We start from the raw sequence: 16,113 nt of genomic DNA on the forward strand, positions 1-16,113 counted from the left end.
GCGTACCAAAATTGCCCGCGCACGCGCAAGCCGATCGCGAGAGGCGGCTCAAGGCTGCGGAGCGCCGGCGAGCCTGCGGTAGCGTGCGGGCGTCATGCCCTCCCACCCCTGGAACGCGCGCGCGAAGGAATTGATCTCCTCGAATCCCAGGAGGAAGGCGACCTCGCCGGCTTCGAGATCGGTGCGCGCGAGCAGCCGGCGCGCCGATTGATAACGAACGTCGTCGAGGAGGCGCTGGTAGCTCGTCCCGGCCTCCCCGAGGCGGCGCTGGAGCGTGCGCGGGCTCATTCGAAGGTCCTTGGCGACCTTGTCGACGGATGGGCGCTCGCCGCACATCCGGCGGCAAAGCGCGAGGCGCACGTCGTCGGCGAGCGAGCGGCGACGCTCATCCTGGGCGAGCTCGCTGTCGAGGCCGGGGAGGAGAAGCGCGAGCAGGTCAGCGTTGTGCGTCACGAAGGGCTCGGCGAGGGCGGACTCGGGCAAGACCAGGCGATCGACCGGCGCGTCGAAGTGAATCTCGCAATCGAAATGGCGCGCGAGGAGGGCCGCGTCCATGCGGCGCCGCGCGAGCTCGACGCGCACCGGCGTGATGTTTTTCTGGGTGCCGCGGCGCGCGAGGGCGAGGACGGCGGCAAAGGTGCCGTCCACGAGGAGCCGCGGCGGCTCGCCTTCCGCGAGCCACCAATGGAAGCCGACCCGCGCCTCCCCTTTTTCGATTTCGACGGTCACCTCCTCCGGGCAGACGAGACGCTTGTACTTCCCGAGCTTTTCGAGCGCCTCGCCCAGGGTCGCCGCGTGGAGCGCGGCCATCGACGCGATGTCGTACTTGTGCGGCAGCGCCCCGGCGCCGAGGCGGAGACCGAGATCACGCGCGCCGCTGGCCTCCTCGATCGCATCCCACAACGCGAAGAACTCCGCCGTCGTGAGGCGAGCCCGTGGAGGGGCGAGGTGCGCGCGTGAGAGGCCGACCTTCGCGAGGATGCGGTCGACGTCGAGGCCGAGCGCCGCGAGGCGCTCGAGCATCACGCCGGGGATGGGAACGAGCTCCGCCATTGCCTCATCGTCGCATGGCGAGGAGCATCTTGGCCACCTCCGTGTCGGCGAAGTCGCCGAGCCCGTCGAAGTCGGTCGAGGCGCTGAGCGATGCCCACTTCGCGTCCTCGGCCGCCTGCGCGGCGGCCGTGATCTTCGCGAGGAACATCGCGTCGGTTCCGAGCAAGAGGCGCAGCGGAGGCTCCGGCATCCCGGCCACCTTCACGATCGCCTGCGCGCCCTTGGCAGGATCGCCGCGCATTCCGTCCTGGCCCTGACGGAGGCGGGCACGCACCGCGCCGACGGTCTGTTCGTAGTCGGGCTGGATCGGATCGATGCGCATCGACGAGCCGCCCCAGTCGGTGCGAAACCCCCCGGGCTCCACGATCGTCACGCGAATGCCGAGCGATCGGACCTCGGTATGGAGCACCTCGGAGAAGCCTTCGACGGCCCATTTGGCCGATTGATACGAGGAGAGGCCGGGGGTGCCTTTGCGACCTCCGATCGAGGAGATCTGGATGAAGTGGCCGTCGCGCTGCTTTCGCAGGACCGGGAGCGCCGCGCGCGTCACGTTCACGAGGCCGAAGAAATTGGTCTCGAACTGGGTGCGGAAGTCCTCGTCGCTCGCGTCCTCGATCGAGGACACGTTTGCATACCCCGCATTGTTGACGACGACGTCGAGGCGCCCGAATTCACGCACCGCGGCCTCCACCGCAGCGCGCGCCGCGGCCGGATCGGAGACGTCGAGCGCGACAGCGCGCGCGTGCTCGGGATGCGCTTCGACGAGCGCGCGTAGCTGCTCGGGTTTGCGCGCCGTGGCGACGACGCGATGCCCTGCCGCGAGCGCAGCGTTCGCGATCTCCCAGCCGAGTCCCCGCGAGCTTCCCGTGATGAGCCAAACCTTGGACATGCAATCGCCCTTTCCGGAGCCGACCTCGCGGCTCACCCGGACAGCATTGGCCCCTCGCGAGCGAAGCGCCAATCGGATCGCGCCAAAGTTTCATCCGATCGCGCCAACGTCGGCGCACCCGTTCGGGACCGTGATCAGTAGCGTTCGGTGAGGTGACTGCGGTCGTATGGCGGCTCCCCCGGGTCGCCGAACATCTCGGTTGCCTCGACAATCCGGCCATGACGCACGCGATAGAAGCCGCTTGCGTAGAACACGTTCTCCCCGAGGACGATGGTCACCCTCGCCGCGGCGCGTTCGCCCTCGGCGAGCACCTCTTCCACGGTGATGTGCCAGTCCCCGGGGTAGGTCCGGTTCACCTCGACGAACGCATCGCCGCCGCGGATCCGCTCCCGCGTCTGCGGCCATGTCACGACCACATCGTCGGCGACGAGGCGCCGCACGGCGCCCCAGTTTCTCGCTTCCATGCCTTCCCAGACCGATCGTACGACGAGCGCTGCGTCCATGGTGTCAGGGCTGTTCGCGCAAGTCCGTCGCGTCGTCAAGGGCGTTTCGGACATGGTCGACTCCGCTTCGCTCGTGTATCCTCGCCACGTGCAGATTCGACATCTCCGGCCGTCCGATTACCGCGTCATGCCCTGGAAGAACGGCCTCGGCACCACGACCGAGATCGCCGTCGATCCGCCTGGGGCCGGGCTCGACGATTTTTCTTGGCGATTGAGCATCGCCGATCTCGCGGCCTCGGGGCCGTTCTCCACGTTTCCGGGTATCGAGCGGATCATCCTCCAGACCGAGGGAGAGCCGATGGAGCTCGTGCACGAGGAGCGATGCCGGCGGCGGCTCGCGCTCCTCTCGCCTTATCGCTTCGATGGCGCGTGGCCCACGCACGGCGAGCTCGGAGGGACGCCCGCGCGTGATTTCAACGTCATGGCGCGCCGGGCTCGTCTCCGCCCGAGCGCCGGGGTCCATTCACTCGCCCGCGGCTCCAGGATCCGGCTCTGCCTGGCGGCGGAGACGCAGATCGTTCACGCGTTCCGTGGCAGGGTCGCGATTCGTATCGACGGATCCGATACGGCCACCGATCTCCTCGGGTCGGAGACGTTGATCGTGGAGGGCCAGGTGGAGATCGAGGTCGCCGCGGACGTGGAGGAGGCCGTGGTGTTCGTCGTGGCGCTCGAAGGCTCCCGTCCTTGAAGCGAAGCGCTTGACAGGCCAACCGTATTTCATTCCCATCCTTGCATGGCACACCGGATCGCGGCCCTCGCTCTCATTCTCGCCACAGCATCATTTCTCGCGTGCACGGGAAATAGTCCTTCCTCGCCCACGGGCGGTGCTGGAAACGGCGGCGCAGGCGGGACCGGAGGCGCAGGCGGGATCGGGGGCATGGGCGGAACGGGGGGTGGCGGTGGATCCGGGGGCGCCGGCGGAGATGCGGGGGCAGGCGGAGCGAGCCCGGGGAACGAGCTCGTGCATGCAGATTTTCAGCAGCGCGCGCCGGGGGTTTACAGCGAGGACATGGTCGCGGGCGATTTTGTCGGGGCGCCTGGCTGGAACAATGGGCTCGATGAGGGACGCGCGAGCATCGTCGATGAAGCGGGGAATCGATTCCTGCGGGTGACCTATCCGGCGGGCGAGGTTGGCCCGGACAATGGGGGCGTGCAGTTCAAGGTGCCGCTCGGGCAGACGTATCAAGAGCTCTACCTCGCCTACCGCATGCGGTTCGGCGCTGGTTTTTCCTTCGTGAAGGGCGGCAAGCTCCCCGGGCTCGTCGGCGGTTCGGCCCCCACGGGCTGCGTCGAGGACACGACCGGCTTCTCGGCGCGGATGATGTGGCGCACCGGCGGCGAGGCGGTCCAGTACATGTATTTCCCCGAGAAGATCAATAGCTGCGGCGACGATTTCGGTTACATGGCGGGCGGGAGCGCGATTCATTTCGAGCCGGGGACCTGGCATACGGTCGAGCACCGGCTTTTGATGAACACGCCCGGAGAGCACGACGGTGTTCTTCAGGCCTGGTTCGATGGACAGCCGGTCCTCGACGAGCAGGCCTTCCTTTTCCGGCTTGCAGGCGCGACCTACGGCATCGACACGCTGTACTTCTCGACCTTCTTCGGCGGCAGCGACGCGAGCTGGGCGCCGCCGTCCGCGCAGACCGTCGACTACGACGATTTCATCGTCTCCACGGGCCCCATCACGCCCTGAGCGGCCTACGAGTTTTTCCAGACAAATGGAGGGGACGTGCTTTCGCTGATCGGGATCGCCGTGGTGGTCTTGGGCTTCATGGCCCGCCTCAACCCGCTCTTGGTGGTGACGGCAGCGGCCCTCGTGACCGGGCTGGCCGGCGGTATGGGGCCCGTCGAGGTCGTGGCGACCTTCGGCAAGGCCTTCCAAGAGAACCGATACGTGAGCGTGGTCTGGGTCGTGCTGCCCGTGATCGGGCTGCTCGAAGGCGCCGGATTGCAGGAGCGGGCCAAGACCTTGATCGGCGCCGTCCGCGCGGCCACCACCGGTCGGCTGCTGCTGCTTTATTTGGTTTTACGTCAAATCACCGCGGCGCTCGGCCTGACCTCGCTCGGCGGCCATGCCCAGATGGTACGCCCATTGATTGCCCCCATGGCCGAGGCGGCCGCCGAGACGCACCACGGGCCGCTCCCCGAGGCGGTCCGCCAGACGGTGCGGGCGCACGCCGCCGCCGCCGATAATATCGGGCTGTTTTTCGGCGAGGACATCTTCATCGCGATTGCCTCGATCCTCCTGATCAAGGGCTTCCTCGCGCAGAACGGGATCCTCGTCGAGCCGCTCCAGCTCTCGGTCTGGGCCATTCCCACGGCGATCTGCGCGTTGCTGATCCATGGGGCGCAGATGGTGCTGCTCGACCGGCATCTGGCCCGCATGATCGCCGGGGGCACGCGATGATCGGGCTCGGGGTTCTCTACGTCATCGCCGGCGTCTTTTTCGTCGTCATCGCGGTGCTGAGCGCGCGCGATGAAACGAACCCAATGCGCTGGAAGAACACCACGTTCTGGGGGCTGTTCGCGGTGAGCTTCCTGTTCGGCTCGTACCTGCCGGACGTGGTCAACGGCCTCGTGGTCATTGCCATGGTGCTCACGGCGGGCATCGGCGGCCTGGGCCGCGGCGCGCCGGCGACGAGCGGCCCCGAGGAGCGACGCGCGAGCGCGGCACGCCTGGGCAACAAGCTGTTCCTGCCGGCGCTCGCGGTTCCCACCACGGCGCTCCTCGGCACGTTCCTGTTCAAGCGGCCCGAGCTCGCGGGGGTCGTCGACCCCAAGCAGGCGACCCTGGTCTCGCTCATCCTGGGCGTTTTCGTCGCGCTGGCCATTGCGATGCCGATGCTCGGGGCGAGGCCGAAGGTCTCGATGCAGGAGGGACGCCGGCTGCTCGACACGGTCGGCTGGGCCGCCATTCTGCCGCAGATGCTCGCCGCGCTCGGCGCGGTCTTCGCCGCAGCCGGGGTCGGGACCGCCATCAGGAAGATCGCGTCGATGTGGCTGCCCGCCGGTAGCCAGCTTGCCGCGGTGGCGGCTTATACCTTCGGCATGGCCCTCTTCACCATGATCATGGGAAACGCCTTCGCCGCGTTTCCGGTGGTGACCGCTGGGATCGGCCTGCCGCTGATCGTCCAGCATTTCGGCGGAAATCCTGCGATCATGGGCGCCGTGGGTATGTTGTCGGGTTTCTGCGGGACCCTGATGACCCCCATGGCCGCGAATTTCAACATCGTGCCTGCTGCGCTCCTCGAGCTCTCCGACCGAAATGGAGTCATCAAGGCGCAGGTCCCCACGGCCCTCCTTCTCCTCCTCGCCAACACGGTCCTGATGTATGTCCTCGTTTTCCGATTCTGAGCTCACCCCGGAGCTGGCCACGAAATTCGCCCGGCTCGCCCTGGGCCACGTCACCCGGCCCTACCCGTACAAGCTCGACCACGTGATGGCCGGCGACGAGGATGTCCTGCCGCCGCGGGTCTTGCACCCGATCTTCCATGGTAGCTTCGACTGGCATTCGTGCGTCCACGGCTACTGGCTGCTCGCGCGTCTCTCGAGGCGATTTCCGGACATGGCCCCGGCGGTCGAGATTCGCGCCCTGTTCGATCGCATGCTGACGCCGGACAACGTCGCTGGAGAGCTCGCCTATCTCGCCCGCCCGGAGAGCAAGGGCTTCGAGCGACCTTATGGCTGGGCGTGGCTGCTCATGCTGGGCGCAGAGCTCGAACGCCACGAAGGGACCTCCCATCGCGAGGTCCTACGCCCCCTGGCCTGCGCGTTCGCCCAGCGGTTCAAGGTCTTCCTGCCGAAGGCGACCTATCCGATCCGCACCGGCACGCATTTCAACACGGCATTCGCCCTGGCGCTCGCCTCCGAGTATGCAGAGGTCGTGAACGACCACGAACTGGCCCGGCTGATCGAGGCCACCGCCAGGGGATGGTACTCCGCGGACGCCGACGCCCCGGCCTGGGAGCCCAGCGGCGACGACTTCCTCTCGCCCACGCTGGTCGAAGCCGAATGCATGCGCCGCCTGCTTCCAGCGGACGAGTTTCGCCCATGGTTCGCGCGTTTCCTGCCGCGAGCGGCCGCCCGAATGCCGGAATGCCTGTTCGAGCCAGCCATCGTGAGCGACCGGAGCGACGGCAAAATCGCCCACCTCGACGGCTTGAACCTGAGCCGGGCCTGGTGCTTCCGTTCGATTGCGGGGTCGCTCCCGGCGGACGACCCCGTGCGCGCCGTCGCGTTTTCAGCCGCCGACGAACATCTCGCCGCGGGGCTCGCCCACGTGGCTGGTGATTACATGGGCGAGCACTGGCTGGCAACGTTCGCGCTGCTGGCACTGGAAGCAGGAAAAGCGTCGTGAGTCACGACGCGCGCGTGCTGCCAACCGTGACCTCCACGCTCGGCGGTAAGTAGAACGTGGCGAGCGCCCTGGTATCGTCGGGCCAGGGCGCTCGCGGCACGGCTCACTTGCAGATCAGCTTGCCATTCTGGCAGGTGCCCGAGCAGCAGTCCGCGTCGGCCGCGCAGCTCTCGCCGGCCGCCTTGCATAGGTCGACGCCGTCGCTGTCGGCGGCGCTGCTGATGCCCAGGAGGGCGTTGAGCGCGGCCTTCGCCTGCACGAGCCCATATCCGAACGAGGAATCGCGGCCGGCGGCGCCGAGGTCCTGCGCCGAGGCGTCGATCGCATTGCGGATCTCGGCGTTCGTCGCCGTCGGCTTCTGGCTCCAGAGGAGCGCGGCGACGCCCGAGACGTGCGGCGTCGCCATCGACGTTCCATTCCACCACTCATAGCCCGTGCCCGGCACGAGACGGGCCGTGTTCAGCGTGGCGCTCGCGCCGATCGAATTCGTGACGAGCTTCTGCCCATCCTCCATTCGCAGTGTGATGGCCGGGAGCACGCTCGTGACGCCCGTGCCGAGCGAACCCGAGAAGAAGCCGGAGACGTTGTTGTAGACGACCACGCCGGCGCCGCCGCCTCGACGCACGTTGTCGACCTTGACGGCAAGGTCGATCCCGCCGCGTCTGCAAAGGACGACCTTGTTTTCCCACGCGCCGATCGTGTCGCACAGGCCGCCGTTCGCGAGCACGCCCGAGACGGTCTTTTGCGCCGCGCCCTCGACGAGTCCGCCCGATTCGACGTGCGAGCCCGCCGTGACGCTCGGCGTCGCCCAGGGAACGGTCGAGAGCACGCCCACGCCCGGCGCAGCGATCTCGACGTCGGCATTACGCTGCGAGAAGCTGGCGAGCGCTTTGCTGCCGTCCACCGCCGCCACCGACATGACGGAGGCATATCCTGCCGGATAGGACGTCGACGTGTTGCCTCCGTTGCCCGCGGCCGCGATCGGGAGAACGCCCTCGTCGTAAGCAACCTGGAAAGCAAGTTCTTCGAAGAAGCTCCTCACCGTCCCGCCGAGGCTCATGCTGACGACCTTCGCTCCGGCTGCCCTGCACTTGCTGAGCGCGTTGATGAGGGTCGACGAGTATGCCCACGAGCAATTGTTGCCGAAGACGCGCACGATATAAAGGGATACGTTGCCCGGGGCGACGCCGACGACGCCCTGCGTGTTGTTCACCGCGGCGATCGTGCCCGCGACATGCGTGCCGTGGCCGCAGCCGTCCATGTTCCACGGCAGGTTGCCATCGTAGCCCGCGACGGGCACGCCTTTGAGATCGGCATGCTCGGTGTAGAGACCCGAATCGATGATGCAGACCTTCGTATCGCTGCCGCTCAGGTTCGCCAGGGCCGGATCCGACGCCTGCACCATCGAGATACCATAAGGCGGCCATTGCGTGTAGAGCTCGCGCCGGGGGTCGACCTCGACGTATTCGACGTTCGGGTTCTTGGCGAGGGCTTGAACGGCTGCGTCTGGCAACGTCACGGCGACGGCGCCGAGGTCGGGCAGATCGAGCTCGACCTGACCTGCCACCGCCGCGAGCAGCTCGCCTCGCTTCGAATTGTTCTTGAGCTTGAGGATGTACCGGCCATCCGGAGAGAGGGCCGCCGGGGCGGTCCCCACGTCTTCCGCGCCCTCGTCCGCGTCGGTGGTACACGCTGCGAGGCCGAACGAAACGAGCACGATAACGAATCCACGTCCAAGCCTGTTCGTCATACCGGTCCTTTCGGGATGGACGAATACCCGATGTCCCGATCGCTCCGCGATCGACGACACGGTCGTCCAGTCGAATCTGCCCGCGAGGAGCGTGCACTTTGCTCCGCGAATGGGCCCTCGGCAATGGTTCGGCTTCGAGATGGTCCCTCGGGACCCGCATTCAAACGCGGTAAGGAGGCCGAAGGACGGGAGTGTGGCGTAGAACGATCGGGGACGGCGGAGCTACGGGCTCAGGTGGGTGATCAATGCACGGGGCCGCGCGTGACGAGCGCATACTCGTGCTCGCTCCAGATCGTCTTGCCGCCGTCCCGCACCTCCTCGCGCACATCCATGTGTTCGAGGAGCAATCGGAGCGTGCCGCGCGCGTCCACGGACGCGCCCCACACGGTGTCGTCGCCCGCATGGCCGAAGCGCTCCGCCCAGCGTGGTTCGCCGCCTGGGCCGAAGCTCGCGACGAAACCATCCGGCGGCGGCGTGCCGCCATGGGGCTCCTCCACGACATGAGCCTCGCTCTCGAGCACGTGATTGCCGAAGCGCATCGGACCGGTGAAAGCCCCGGTCGCAATCAGCCGGCCGTGCCCGTCGCCGCCGAGGTGGGTCACGCGATCTCGCCCCGGTCCACCGAAGCGCTGCGCCCAGCGCTCGACGCCGGGCGGGGCGAGCCGTAGCACGATCGCGTCCTCCGAGAATTTCCCGAGCGGTGGTCGATCCCGACCGGCCAAGCGCACCGGTCCTCGGATCCTGCCCCCGACCACGACGTCGCCCCCGGCCATGGGTGTGATGACATCGAGATCCATATCGACGGGCTCGCCATGCCAGCTCCAGCGGTACTCGCCCTGGGTCGATAGCGCGAGGACGACGGCGCCCACGGGACGCGGTTCGTCCTCGCGCCTGGCGGAAGCGGCGACGACCTCGCCCGTGGGCGTCAGAGCAATGCTGGTCATGCGCGCGCCGGCTCCTCCGCATGCGCGCACCCACGCGAGCGAGCCGTCCGGTCGAAAGCGTGCAATGAAGCCAGTGCCCTCGGGCTCGTCGAATGCGCCATCGCCGGTTGCGATCCGCCCTCGAAAGCCCCCGGCGACATAGGCGTCGCCGGCCGGGTCGACGGCGACCGCGTCGAGCGAAGCGCCGAGCGATGCCGGAACGACACGCGACCAAAGCACGCGCCCGCTACGCGAGATCTTGGCGATGAAGGCGCTCGGCGTATCACCCACCGGACCGAGCCACGCAATGTCTGAAGCGTCGAGCGTGGGGCGCCGCGCGCCCCCTACCACGATTGCATTGCCTTCCGGATCGAATGCCACGGCGCGAGCGGATGCGCCGCGAGCATCGAGGCGAAAGACGCGGGTGCCGTGGGCATCGAAGCGCGACAGGAAGTCTGCGTCCGAGCCGGCGACGAGCGCGTCGCCTTCGGCCGTGACCGCGAGGCCCCAGGCACCACTCGGGCTGATCCGCGACGCGACGACGGTCGACGCTACCGACGCGCGGTCGGCAAAACGAGCCGTGGCCGACATCCAGAACTGATCCGGCATGAGCTCGCAGGGGACGGTGCCCGAGCACGCGCCGGCCCAACCCACGAACGTCGAACGCTCGTCGGGAATGGCCTTCAGCCGGAGCGCGATTCCTTTGCCCCAGTGGTCGAGGCACTCGATACCGCAGCCTTCCGGCAGCTCCTCGACGACGACACGGCCGCTGCCGAGCCCGGACATTTCGACGCGCGGCTGCCAGACCTGCGGCTCGGACCCGAACGGGAGCGCGCGCGAAGAGCAGCCACCGAGCGCAGTGGCCAGCGCGGCGACGGTCGCGATCTCGCGTATTCGGTTCGTCATGGAAGTGGACCTCGTGCGCCATGTTACCGCGTCGTGGCATCGGGCTCAAGCGGGCTTCGTGATCCGCCATCCCGGCGTACAGGGAGCGGTATCGCGTGAAGCCGGCGCATCCTTCTTTTGTACAATTGCATCGAGAATGGTATTCGCGCCGTATCTTGACATCCGGGGTCCGTTTGCTAGCTACCATTCGAATCATGCGCCCCACGAACTTCGTCAGGCCGTTGTACCTGCTGGGGATCGTCACAGCCGTGCTGGCGGTCGATGGTCGCGCGTTTGCGTGCTCGGGTCCGGGGGCGATGGAAGCGATCCTGCACGCCGAGCGGCTCGGCTGGATCCTGTGGGGCGTGACCGTGCTCGTGGCGGTGGGCTCGGCCTTCGTTCCTCGGCTGCGCGCCGCGGGTTTTCGCAAGCAGTGGCCCTTGCTCCTGCTTCTGGTGCTTCATCCGGGCTGGTGGATGAGCGCTCGCTCCGGGGACTGCGGGCGAACGCTTCAGGCAGGCTCGGTTCTCGTCGCGGCGCTGACGCCCCTCGTGGCCGGGGTCCTGCTTTGGCGATCGGGGCGCGCGGCTCGCGCGGCTCGAGAAGCGTAAGGTCGTCCGGCGCGTTCCATTGCCGGCTGGCGGCGCAACGCGTAAGGTGCGCGGCCCATGAGGCACCTTTTCGATCGCCGCGTTCGCGGCATTCTTTTTGGCAGCACCCTCGCCCTCGCCGCGTGCGGCGGTGAGGAGAGTCCCCCGCCCAGTGGCCCGGGCACGCCGGAAATCCCCGCCCCCGAGATCGCGGGGACGCCCGAGACCGACGCCCTCGCCGACGCGCCGGCCCGCTGCGGGCAACCCGAACACGCCTGGCAAAGGGAGCTCTCGCTCGGTGAGGTCACCACGCACAGGCCGATGGCCACGTACGCCAAGGGGCTGCTCGACGCGCTCGCGACCGAGGTGCTCGGAAACCTGCCCATCTCGCTGCAATACGACGTCGCGACCCATGCGTTCACGTACATGACGCAGGATCGCGGCAAGGCCGTGGAAGCGACGGCGCTCGTCGCGTGGCCGACGAGCGTGCCCGAGGGCGCAGAGGCATTGCCGACGCTCATGGTTTTGCACGGCACCAGCGGTTTTACCGATGGTTGCGGTCCGAGCGCGGAGACGGATACCGCGGCGCTCGCGGCCGCGCTCGCGTCGATCGGCTACATCGTCGTGGCGCCCGATTACATCGGCCTCAAGAACGAGGACCCGCCCACGGGCTTTTTGCACCCGTACCTGGTCGGTCAGGCGACTGCCATTGCGTCGCTCGACGCGGCCCGCGCGGTCCTGCGCTTGCCCGAGGAGATCCGCGAGGGCGGCGCGCGGCCCTCGACGCGGCTCGCCGTGGTGGGCGGATCCCAGGGCGGCCACGCGGCGCTCTGGGTGGATCGTCTCGCGCCTTATTATGCGCGCGAGTTCGAGGTCGTAGGCATTGCGACCACGGTCCCGCCTGCGGACATGATCGGCGAGGGCACGCTCGCGCTCACCACGAGGCGCGCGTCGACCGACAACATGGTCGCCTTTTATGGCGCGAGCGCGGGCTGGTACGGCGCGGAGGGCAAGCTCGCGGAGGTGCTGCTCCCGCCGCTCGATCAGGACGTCGTGGCGGCCCTGGGCGCGGGCTGCGATCCGGGGGACTTCCTTGCGGGTAAGGACATGCTTTCGTCGATCTTCCAGCCCGCGGTGCTCGACGCCGCCGCGTCGGGAAAGCTCGGCGAGCTCGCGCCGTGGGGCTGCATGGCCGCCGAGAATGGTTTGACCACGACGAGCGTGTCGCGCGTCCAGAAGGACGCGGAGAGTTATGGCATCCTGTTCGTCACGGGCGAAGCGGACACGCTGGTCGATACGCCGACCGAACGCGTCGCGTTCGAGTCGCTGTGCGACGCGGGGATGCCCATGCGTTACCTCGAGTGCGCCGGCGCCTCGCACACGAAGGCCACGACGTGGGCGCTCCCCGAGATCCTGACCTTCCTCGGGGAGCGGGTCGCCGGCAAACCCTTCGAGAAGTCCTGCTCCACGAGTGCCCCCGTGACCTGCGCGGGGACCCCGGCACCTTAATCAAGGATTTCGCGTCCAGGAAGGACGCGAAATCCTTGGCCGGAGGGTGGGGAGGTGCGCCAGTCCGTCGCGCAACGCGAGGTCGGAATCGGCGTGGTATCACCGTCGACCACGCGTTGCGCGACGCGCGGGCGCAGGATCGTCAATGCATTGACATCCCCATCTCGCCGAACCATCGGACGGGTCGGGAAGGTTCGTTTTTACGATCAGAAGCGGTGATTACGATTGACGCGAGGCCGAGGAATCTGTTACCCCCGAACGATGGGGAGAGGCTTTGAATCAAAGTAAGACATCCCTTCAGGCTCCTCGGCGGGGGATGCTCCCTTCCGGCAGAAGAAAAGTCCTCATCATCGATGATGACGACGACTTCGGCCGGCGCGCGGCATCTGCGCTCGAAGGTGCGGGCTTCGTCGCGCGTTTCAACCACGGGCCGCAGGGGAGCTTGCAGGCGATCCGGGAGACGGCCTGCGACGTGGTGTTGCTCGACGTGAATATGCCGCAACTCGACGGCCCGCGTCTGGTGCGGATGATCCGAGAGACCTCCAGCGCGCCGCGTGTACGCGTGATCCTGTGCAGCAACATGCACAAAAGCCTCCTGCAGAAGCTCGCGGATCGGCTCGGGGCCGACGGTGCCATCCAGAAGCCCGAGGACACGCAGGAGCTCGCCTGCGCGCTCGAAGCGGCGCTGCTCGTCGAGCCGGCGAGCCGCGTGCGCGTGATCGCGACGGGGCTCCTCTCGGATCCGCCCCGAGAGGCGTCCGCCCGTCCAAGCGGCGGCGACGGGCCCCCTTCCACGCGGAGGGTATCAAACCCGGAGACGGGCAGCCTCGACCTCGTCATCGAGCCGCCGGACCTCGTGCTGCTGAAGGCGCGGGGCGCTGTCGCGAACGACATTGGCAAGGCTGCGCTCTCGCGGATGGAGGCGTGGGCCCGTCCGCGTCCCTATTACCTCATCCTGTTCGATATGTCCGAGACCGTCGACCTCGACGCGGCGGCGCGGGACCAGATGAGCGCCTGGGCGAGGCGCGTGCCGCCCCACGCGATGGCGGTGTTCGGTGCGGACTTCCACATTCAGGTGGTCCTCGAAATGGTCCAGCGCGCGGTGTCGAAGCTCACCGGAAGGCCTCTGCACCGATATTTCACGCGAGACGAGGCCGCGGCGAGGGCGTGGCTCGACAAGATGCGGACGGGTCTCAGCACGGGGAGCTGAGAGCTTCGCGCCGCCGTTCGGCCGCTTCGCCCGGGGCGCGTCCGGCGGCGGGTCGACACGTCACCCGCGTAGAAAGACAGAGCATACGAAATGGCCCCCGAGCACCAGCTCCTCATGAGCGATTTCCTCGAGGAATCCGAGCTGCTCCTCGACTCGATGGTGCAGTCGCGTGATTCCCTGCGGGCCTGCCCTTCGGATCCATCCGCATTGCGTGGGCTCTCCCGTGACGCCCACACGCTGCGGGGCATTCTCTTGATGGTCGATATGCCGGCGCTCCGGGACCTCGCGTGCCGGCTGGAGGAGGCCGTCGGCGCGTTGCGACGGGAGGCGGGCCGAAGCCCCGACGACGCGCTGCGGCTCGTCGACGAGGCGGTGAAGGCGCTCGCGGAGCTCAAGCGTGGCGCCGCGCAGGGAAGGTGCGACGCCCCGGCGCGAGCCGAAATGCGTGGACACGAAGCCGTCCCCATGGCGCGGTCGCGGACCGTCCTCGTCGTGGACGATAGCCGCACCGTGCTCCGCGTCGTGCAGCGCGCGCTCGAGGAGGCGGGGTTTTGCGCGCTCACGGCGAACACGGCCCTGGCCGCCATCGAGGCGATTTCCAGGGAGCAGCCCGCGTTGATCCTGCTCGACCTGTCCATCGCGGAGCAGGACGCCGGCGCGCTGCTCCGACGGTTCTCCCGGGATGGCGTTTTCCACCGGACGCCCGTCGTTCTTTTTTCCAACCAGCCAGACACCTTGCTCCGCGCGACGGCGAAGCGCCTCGGCGCCGCGGGGCATCTGCGCAAGACGGGCGACGCGCGCGCGATCGTCACGGCGGTCTCCGCGCAGCTCGAAAGGCCGGCACGGACATCGGGGGGACCGTGAGCACGCGTCACGACATCGGGCGGGAGATCGCCGAACTCAAGCGACGGCTCTACGAGCTCGAGCGCTCCACGTCGTCGCACGAGGCCGACGAGCCGCTGCCTCTCGCGGGCGAGATCCAGGCGGTCGTCTGTCGCGTCGAGGAGACGCGGGTCGCATTGCCGCTCGACGTGGTCGAGCGGGCGGTCCCCGCGGCCGCGATGGCGCCTTTGCCCGAAGCACCTCCGTGGGTGCACGGGCTCCTGAACCTGCGAGGTCGAGCGCTCCCGGTGCTCGACGTGGCGGCCCGGATCGAACGCCGAGCGCGGGCGCTCGACCTCGACGATCACATCGTCATCTGCCGGCACGAAGGGAAGTGGATCGGGCTCGTCGTGCAGGAGGTGCTCGGCGTGCGCACCCTCGCGCTGGGAGAGCGGACGAACGGTCCGGGAGCGAGCTTGCCGATCGCGCCCTACGTGCGCGCGACGCTCCGCGACGCCAAGGGGCTCGTGTTGCTCTTCAGCCTGAGCCGCCTGATCGCCACCTCGGACATCCCGCCGCTCGAGGAGCCTTCCCAGGTGGAAAACGCGGGGCACGAGGAGACGCCCGGGCGATGAGCGGCGAGGGCGGGCTCGACGCGTTGCTCGACGCAATCGCGCGCGCGAGCGGCCTGTCACCGCGCGACGACTGGGCGCAGCAGGCCTCGCGCGGGCTCGAGCACATCGCGGTTCGTCGCGGCACCACGGTCGAAGCGCTCTCGCGGGAACCTTCGGCGTGGCCCTCGCTCCTGCCCGAGCTTCTCGACCACCTCACGGTCCGGGAGACGTTTTTCTTTCGGCACCATGGCCATTTCGATTTCCTGGTCGACACGCTGCATGCACGGCTCTCCGCCGACTCGCTCGCGAGCCCGTGCGTGCTCTCGGCCGGCTGCGCGAGCGGCGAGGAGCCGTATTCCATCGCCATCGCCATCCACGCGCGGCTCGGCGCGAACGCGCTCGCGCGGGTCCGCATCCTCGCGTCGGACATCAGCCCCGAGGCGATCCGCAGGGCGCGCGCCGCCGTCTACGGCGCGTGGGCGTTTCGCGAGGCGCCGGCCTGGCTCTCGGCCAGCTACTTCCAGCGCGGAGAGTCCGGCGCGGCGGTGGCGGAGCTCGTGCGGCGGGCGGTGACCTTCGACGTGGGGCACGTGGTGCATCACGCGGCGACGTTGCCCGCGGCCTCGGTGGACGCCGTGTTTTTCCGCAACGTCGCCATCTACCTCAGCCCGAGCGTGATCGCCGATGCGTACCGCGAGTTCCACCGCGTGCTCAGGCCTGGAGGCCTGCTCATCGTGGCGCCGGCCGATCCTCGGCCGAACACGGCGTTTTTCGTCGACGCGGGCCACGAGAGCACGAGCATCTACCGAGCCCGCGCGCCGGGGTTCGAGCCCGACGCGCCCGTACCGTCGAGCCGCCGAGGCCGCGCGCCTCGCTCCTCGCGCGCCGCACACCTCGCTGCGCATGCGCGACCCTCACACGGCGCGGCAGGACGGCCGGCGCGCGCGGCGGCTCGCGCGGCCCCGCCGCCTGCAGCGACCCCGGCGCCCGCGCCCCCTGCGCCCG

16 protein-coding genes are annotated in these 16,113 nt (G+C 68.5%); 11 read left to right on the forward strand and 5 right to left on the reverse strand.

Annotation, left to right across the window (positions count from 1 at the left end; genetic code table 11):
* Positions 1–48: 48 nt before the first annotated feature.
* From QHF83_RS34620 to QHF83_RS34630, 3 genes are all read right to left on the reverse strand, one after another.
* On the reverse strand, positions 49–1,053 hold the full coding sequence (locus tag QHF83_RS34620) for an AraC family transcriptional regulator (RefSeq protein WP_282422300.1): 1,005 nt from the start codon (positions 1,051–1,053) through the stop codon (positions 49–51).
* 4 nt (positions 1,054–1,057) lie between these two features.
* Positions 1,058–1,942, reverse strand: a complete 885-nt coding sequence (locus QHF83_RS34625) for an oxidoreductase (protein WP_282422301.1) — start codon at positions 1,940–1,942, stop codon at positions 1,058–1,060.
* 134 nt (positions 1,943–2,076) lie between these two features.
* Positions 2,077–2,445: a nuclear transport factor 2 family protein gene (locus tag QHF83_RS34630; protein ID WP_282422302.1), complete on the reverse strand. Its 369-nt coding sequence runs from the start codon at positions 2,443–2,445 to the stop codon at positions 2,077–2,079.
* Between the two features lie 88 nt (positions 2,446–2,533).
* Between QHF83_RS34630 and QHF83_RS34635 the strand changes: the two genes are divergently transcribed.
* The 5 genes from QHF83_RS34635 to QHF83_RS34655 all read left to right on the forward strand — a co-directional run bounded on the left by QHF83_RS34635 (position 2,534) and on the right by QHF83_RS34655 (position 6,805).
* Positions 2,534–3,133, forward strand: a complete 600-nt coding sequence (locus tag QHF83_RS34635) for a HutD family protein (RefSeq protein WP_282422303.1) — start codon at positions 2,534–2,536, stop codon at positions 3,131–3,133.
* 273 nt (positions 3,134–3,406) lie between these two features.
* Entirely contained in the window at positions 3,407–4,141 is a 735-nt protein-coding gene (locus tag QHF83_RS34640; RefSeq protein WP_282422304.1) for a polysaccharide lyase, read from the forward strand.
* 36 nt (positions 4,142–4,177) lie between these two features.
* Entirely contained in the window at positions 4,178–4,855 is a 678-nt protein-coding gene (locus QHF83_RS34645; RefSeq protein WP_282422305.1) for a DUF969 domain-containing protein, read from the forward strand.
* Positions 4,852–5,802, forward strand: a complete 951-nt coding sequence (locus QHF83_RS34650) for a DUF979 domain-containing protein (protein WP_282422306.1) — start codon at positions 4,852–4,854, stop codon at positions 5,800–5,802. Before QHF83_RS34645 ends, QHF83_RS34650 begins: the two co-directional genes overlap by 4 nt.
* On the forward strand, positions 5,780–6,805 hold the full coding sequence (locus QHF83_RS34655) for a DUF2891 domain-containing protein (RefSeq protein WP_282422307.1): 1,026 nt from the start codon (positions 5,780–5,782) through the stop codon (positions 6,803–6,805). Before QHF83_RS34650 ends, QHF83_RS34655 begins: the two co-directional genes overlap by 23 nt.
* 103 nt (positions 6,806–6,908) lie before the next feature.
* On the opposite strand, the gene QHF83_RS34660 is transcribed toward QHF83_RS34655, so the two are convergent.
* Both QHF83_RS34660 and QHF83_RS34665 read right to left on the reverse strand, forming a co-directional pair.
* Complete coding sequence (locus QHF83_RS34660) at positions 6,909–8,522, reverse strand: S8 family serine peptidase (RefSeq protein WP_282422308.1); 1,614 nt, start codon at positions 8,520–8,522, stop codon at positions 6,909–6,911.
* Positions 8,523–8,797: 275 nt separating this feature from the next.
* Complete coding sequence (locus QHF83_RS34665) at positions 8,798–10,384, reverse strand: hypothetical protein (RefSeq protein ID WP_282422309.1); 1,587 nt, start codon at positions 10,382–10,384, stop codon at positions 8,798–8,800.
* A 194-nt stretch (positions 10,385–10,578) separates the two neighbouring features.
* Between QHF83_RS34665 and QHF83_RS34670 the strand changes: the two genes are divergently transcribed.
* From QHF83_RS34670 to QHF83_RS34695, 6 genes are all read left to right on the forward strand, one after another.
* On the forward strand, positions 10,579–10,974 hold the full coding sequence (locus QHF83_RS34670) for a hypothetical protein (RefSeq protein WP_282422310.1): 396 nt from the start codon (positions 10,579–10,581) through the stop codon (positions 10,972–10,974).
* Positions 10,975–11,031: 57 nt separating this feature from the next.
* Positions 11,032–12,462 (forward strand): lipase family protein, encoded by a 1,431-nt coding sequence (locus tag QHF83_RS34675; RefSeq protein WP_282422311.1) that lies wholly within the window; start codon positions 11,032–11,034, stop codon positions 12,460–12,462.
* Between the two features lie 316 nt (positions 12,463–12,778).
* Positions 12,779–13,672: a response regulator gene (locus tag QHF83_RS34680; RefSeq protein ID WP_282422312.1), complete on the forward strand. Its 894-nt coding sequence runs from the start codon at positions 12,779–12,781 to the stop codon at positions 13,670–13,672.
* A gap of 90 nt (positions 13,673–13,762) precedes the next feature.
* The gene (locus QHF83_RS34685) at positions 13,763–14,536 is read left to right on the forward strand and encodes a response regulator (protein ID WP_282422313.1); all 774 of its coding nucleotides are present in this window, start codon (positions 13,763–13,765) and stop codon (positions 14,534–14,536) included.
* The gene (locus QHF83_RS34690) at positions 14,533–15,129 is read left to right on the forward strand and encodes a chemotaxis protein CheW (protein ID WP_282422314.1); all 597 of its coding nucleotides are present in this window, start codon (positions 14,533–14,535) and stop codon (positions 15,127–15,129) included. The genes QHF83_RS34685 and QHF83_RS34690 overlap by 4 nt, the downstream gene beginning before the upstream one ends.
* Positions 15,126–16,113 (forward strand): CheR family methyltransferase (locus QHF83_RS34695; RefSeq protein ID WP_282422315.1); only part of this gene is annotated, 988 nt, incomplete at its 3' end. The genes QHF83_RS34690 and QHF83_RS34695, both read left to right, overlap by 4 nt.

This window comes from Polyangium sp. 15x6 (assembly GCF_029960785.1).
GTDB lineage: Bacteria > Myxococcota_A > Polyangia > Polyangiales > Polyangiaceae > Polyangium.

Bases quoted from the DNA above. Each gene is read 5' to 3' on its own strand.
- QHF83_RS34620 (WP_282422300.1), bottom strand. From the start codon at position 1,053: ATGGCGGAGCTCGTTCCCATCCCCGGCGTGATGCTCGAGCGCCTCGCG.
- QHF83_RS34625 (WP_282422301.1), bottom strand. From the start codon at position 1,942: ATGTCCAAGGTTTGGCTCATCACGGGAAGCTCGCGGGGACTCGGCTGG.
- QHF83_RS34630 (WP_282422302.1), bottom strand. From the start codon at position 2,445: ATGGACGCAGCGCTCGTCGTACGATCGGTCTGGGAAGGCATGGAAGCG.
- QHF83_RS34650 (WP_282422306.1), top strand. From the start codon at position 4,852: ATGATCGGGCTCGGGGTTCTCTACGTCATCGCCGGCGTCTTTTTCGTC.
- QHF83_RS34655 (WP_282422307.1), top strand. From the start codon at position 5,780: ATGTCCTCGTTTTCCGATTCTGAGCTCACCCCGGAGCTGGCCACGAAA.
- QHF83_RS34665 (WP_282422309.1), bottom strand. From the start codon at position 10,384: ATGACGAACCGAATACGCGAGATCGCGACCGTCGCCGCGCTGGCCACT.
- QHF83_RS34670 (WP_282422310.1), top strand. From the start codon at position 10,579: ATGCGCCCCACGAACTTCGTCAGGCCGTTGTACCTGCTGGGGATCGTC.
- QHF83_RS34675 (WP_282422311.1), top strand. From the start codon at position 11,032: ATGAGGCACCTTTTCGATCGCCGCGTTCGCGGCATTCTTTTTGGCAGC.
- QHF83_RS34680 (WP_282422312.1), top strand. From the start codon at position 12,779: ATGCTCCCTTCCGGCAGAAGAAAAGTCCTCATCATCGATGATGACGAC.
- QHF83_RS34685 (WP_282422313.1), top strand. From the start codon at position 13,763: ATGGCCCCCGAGCACCAGCTCCTCATGAGCGATTTCCTCGAGGAATCC.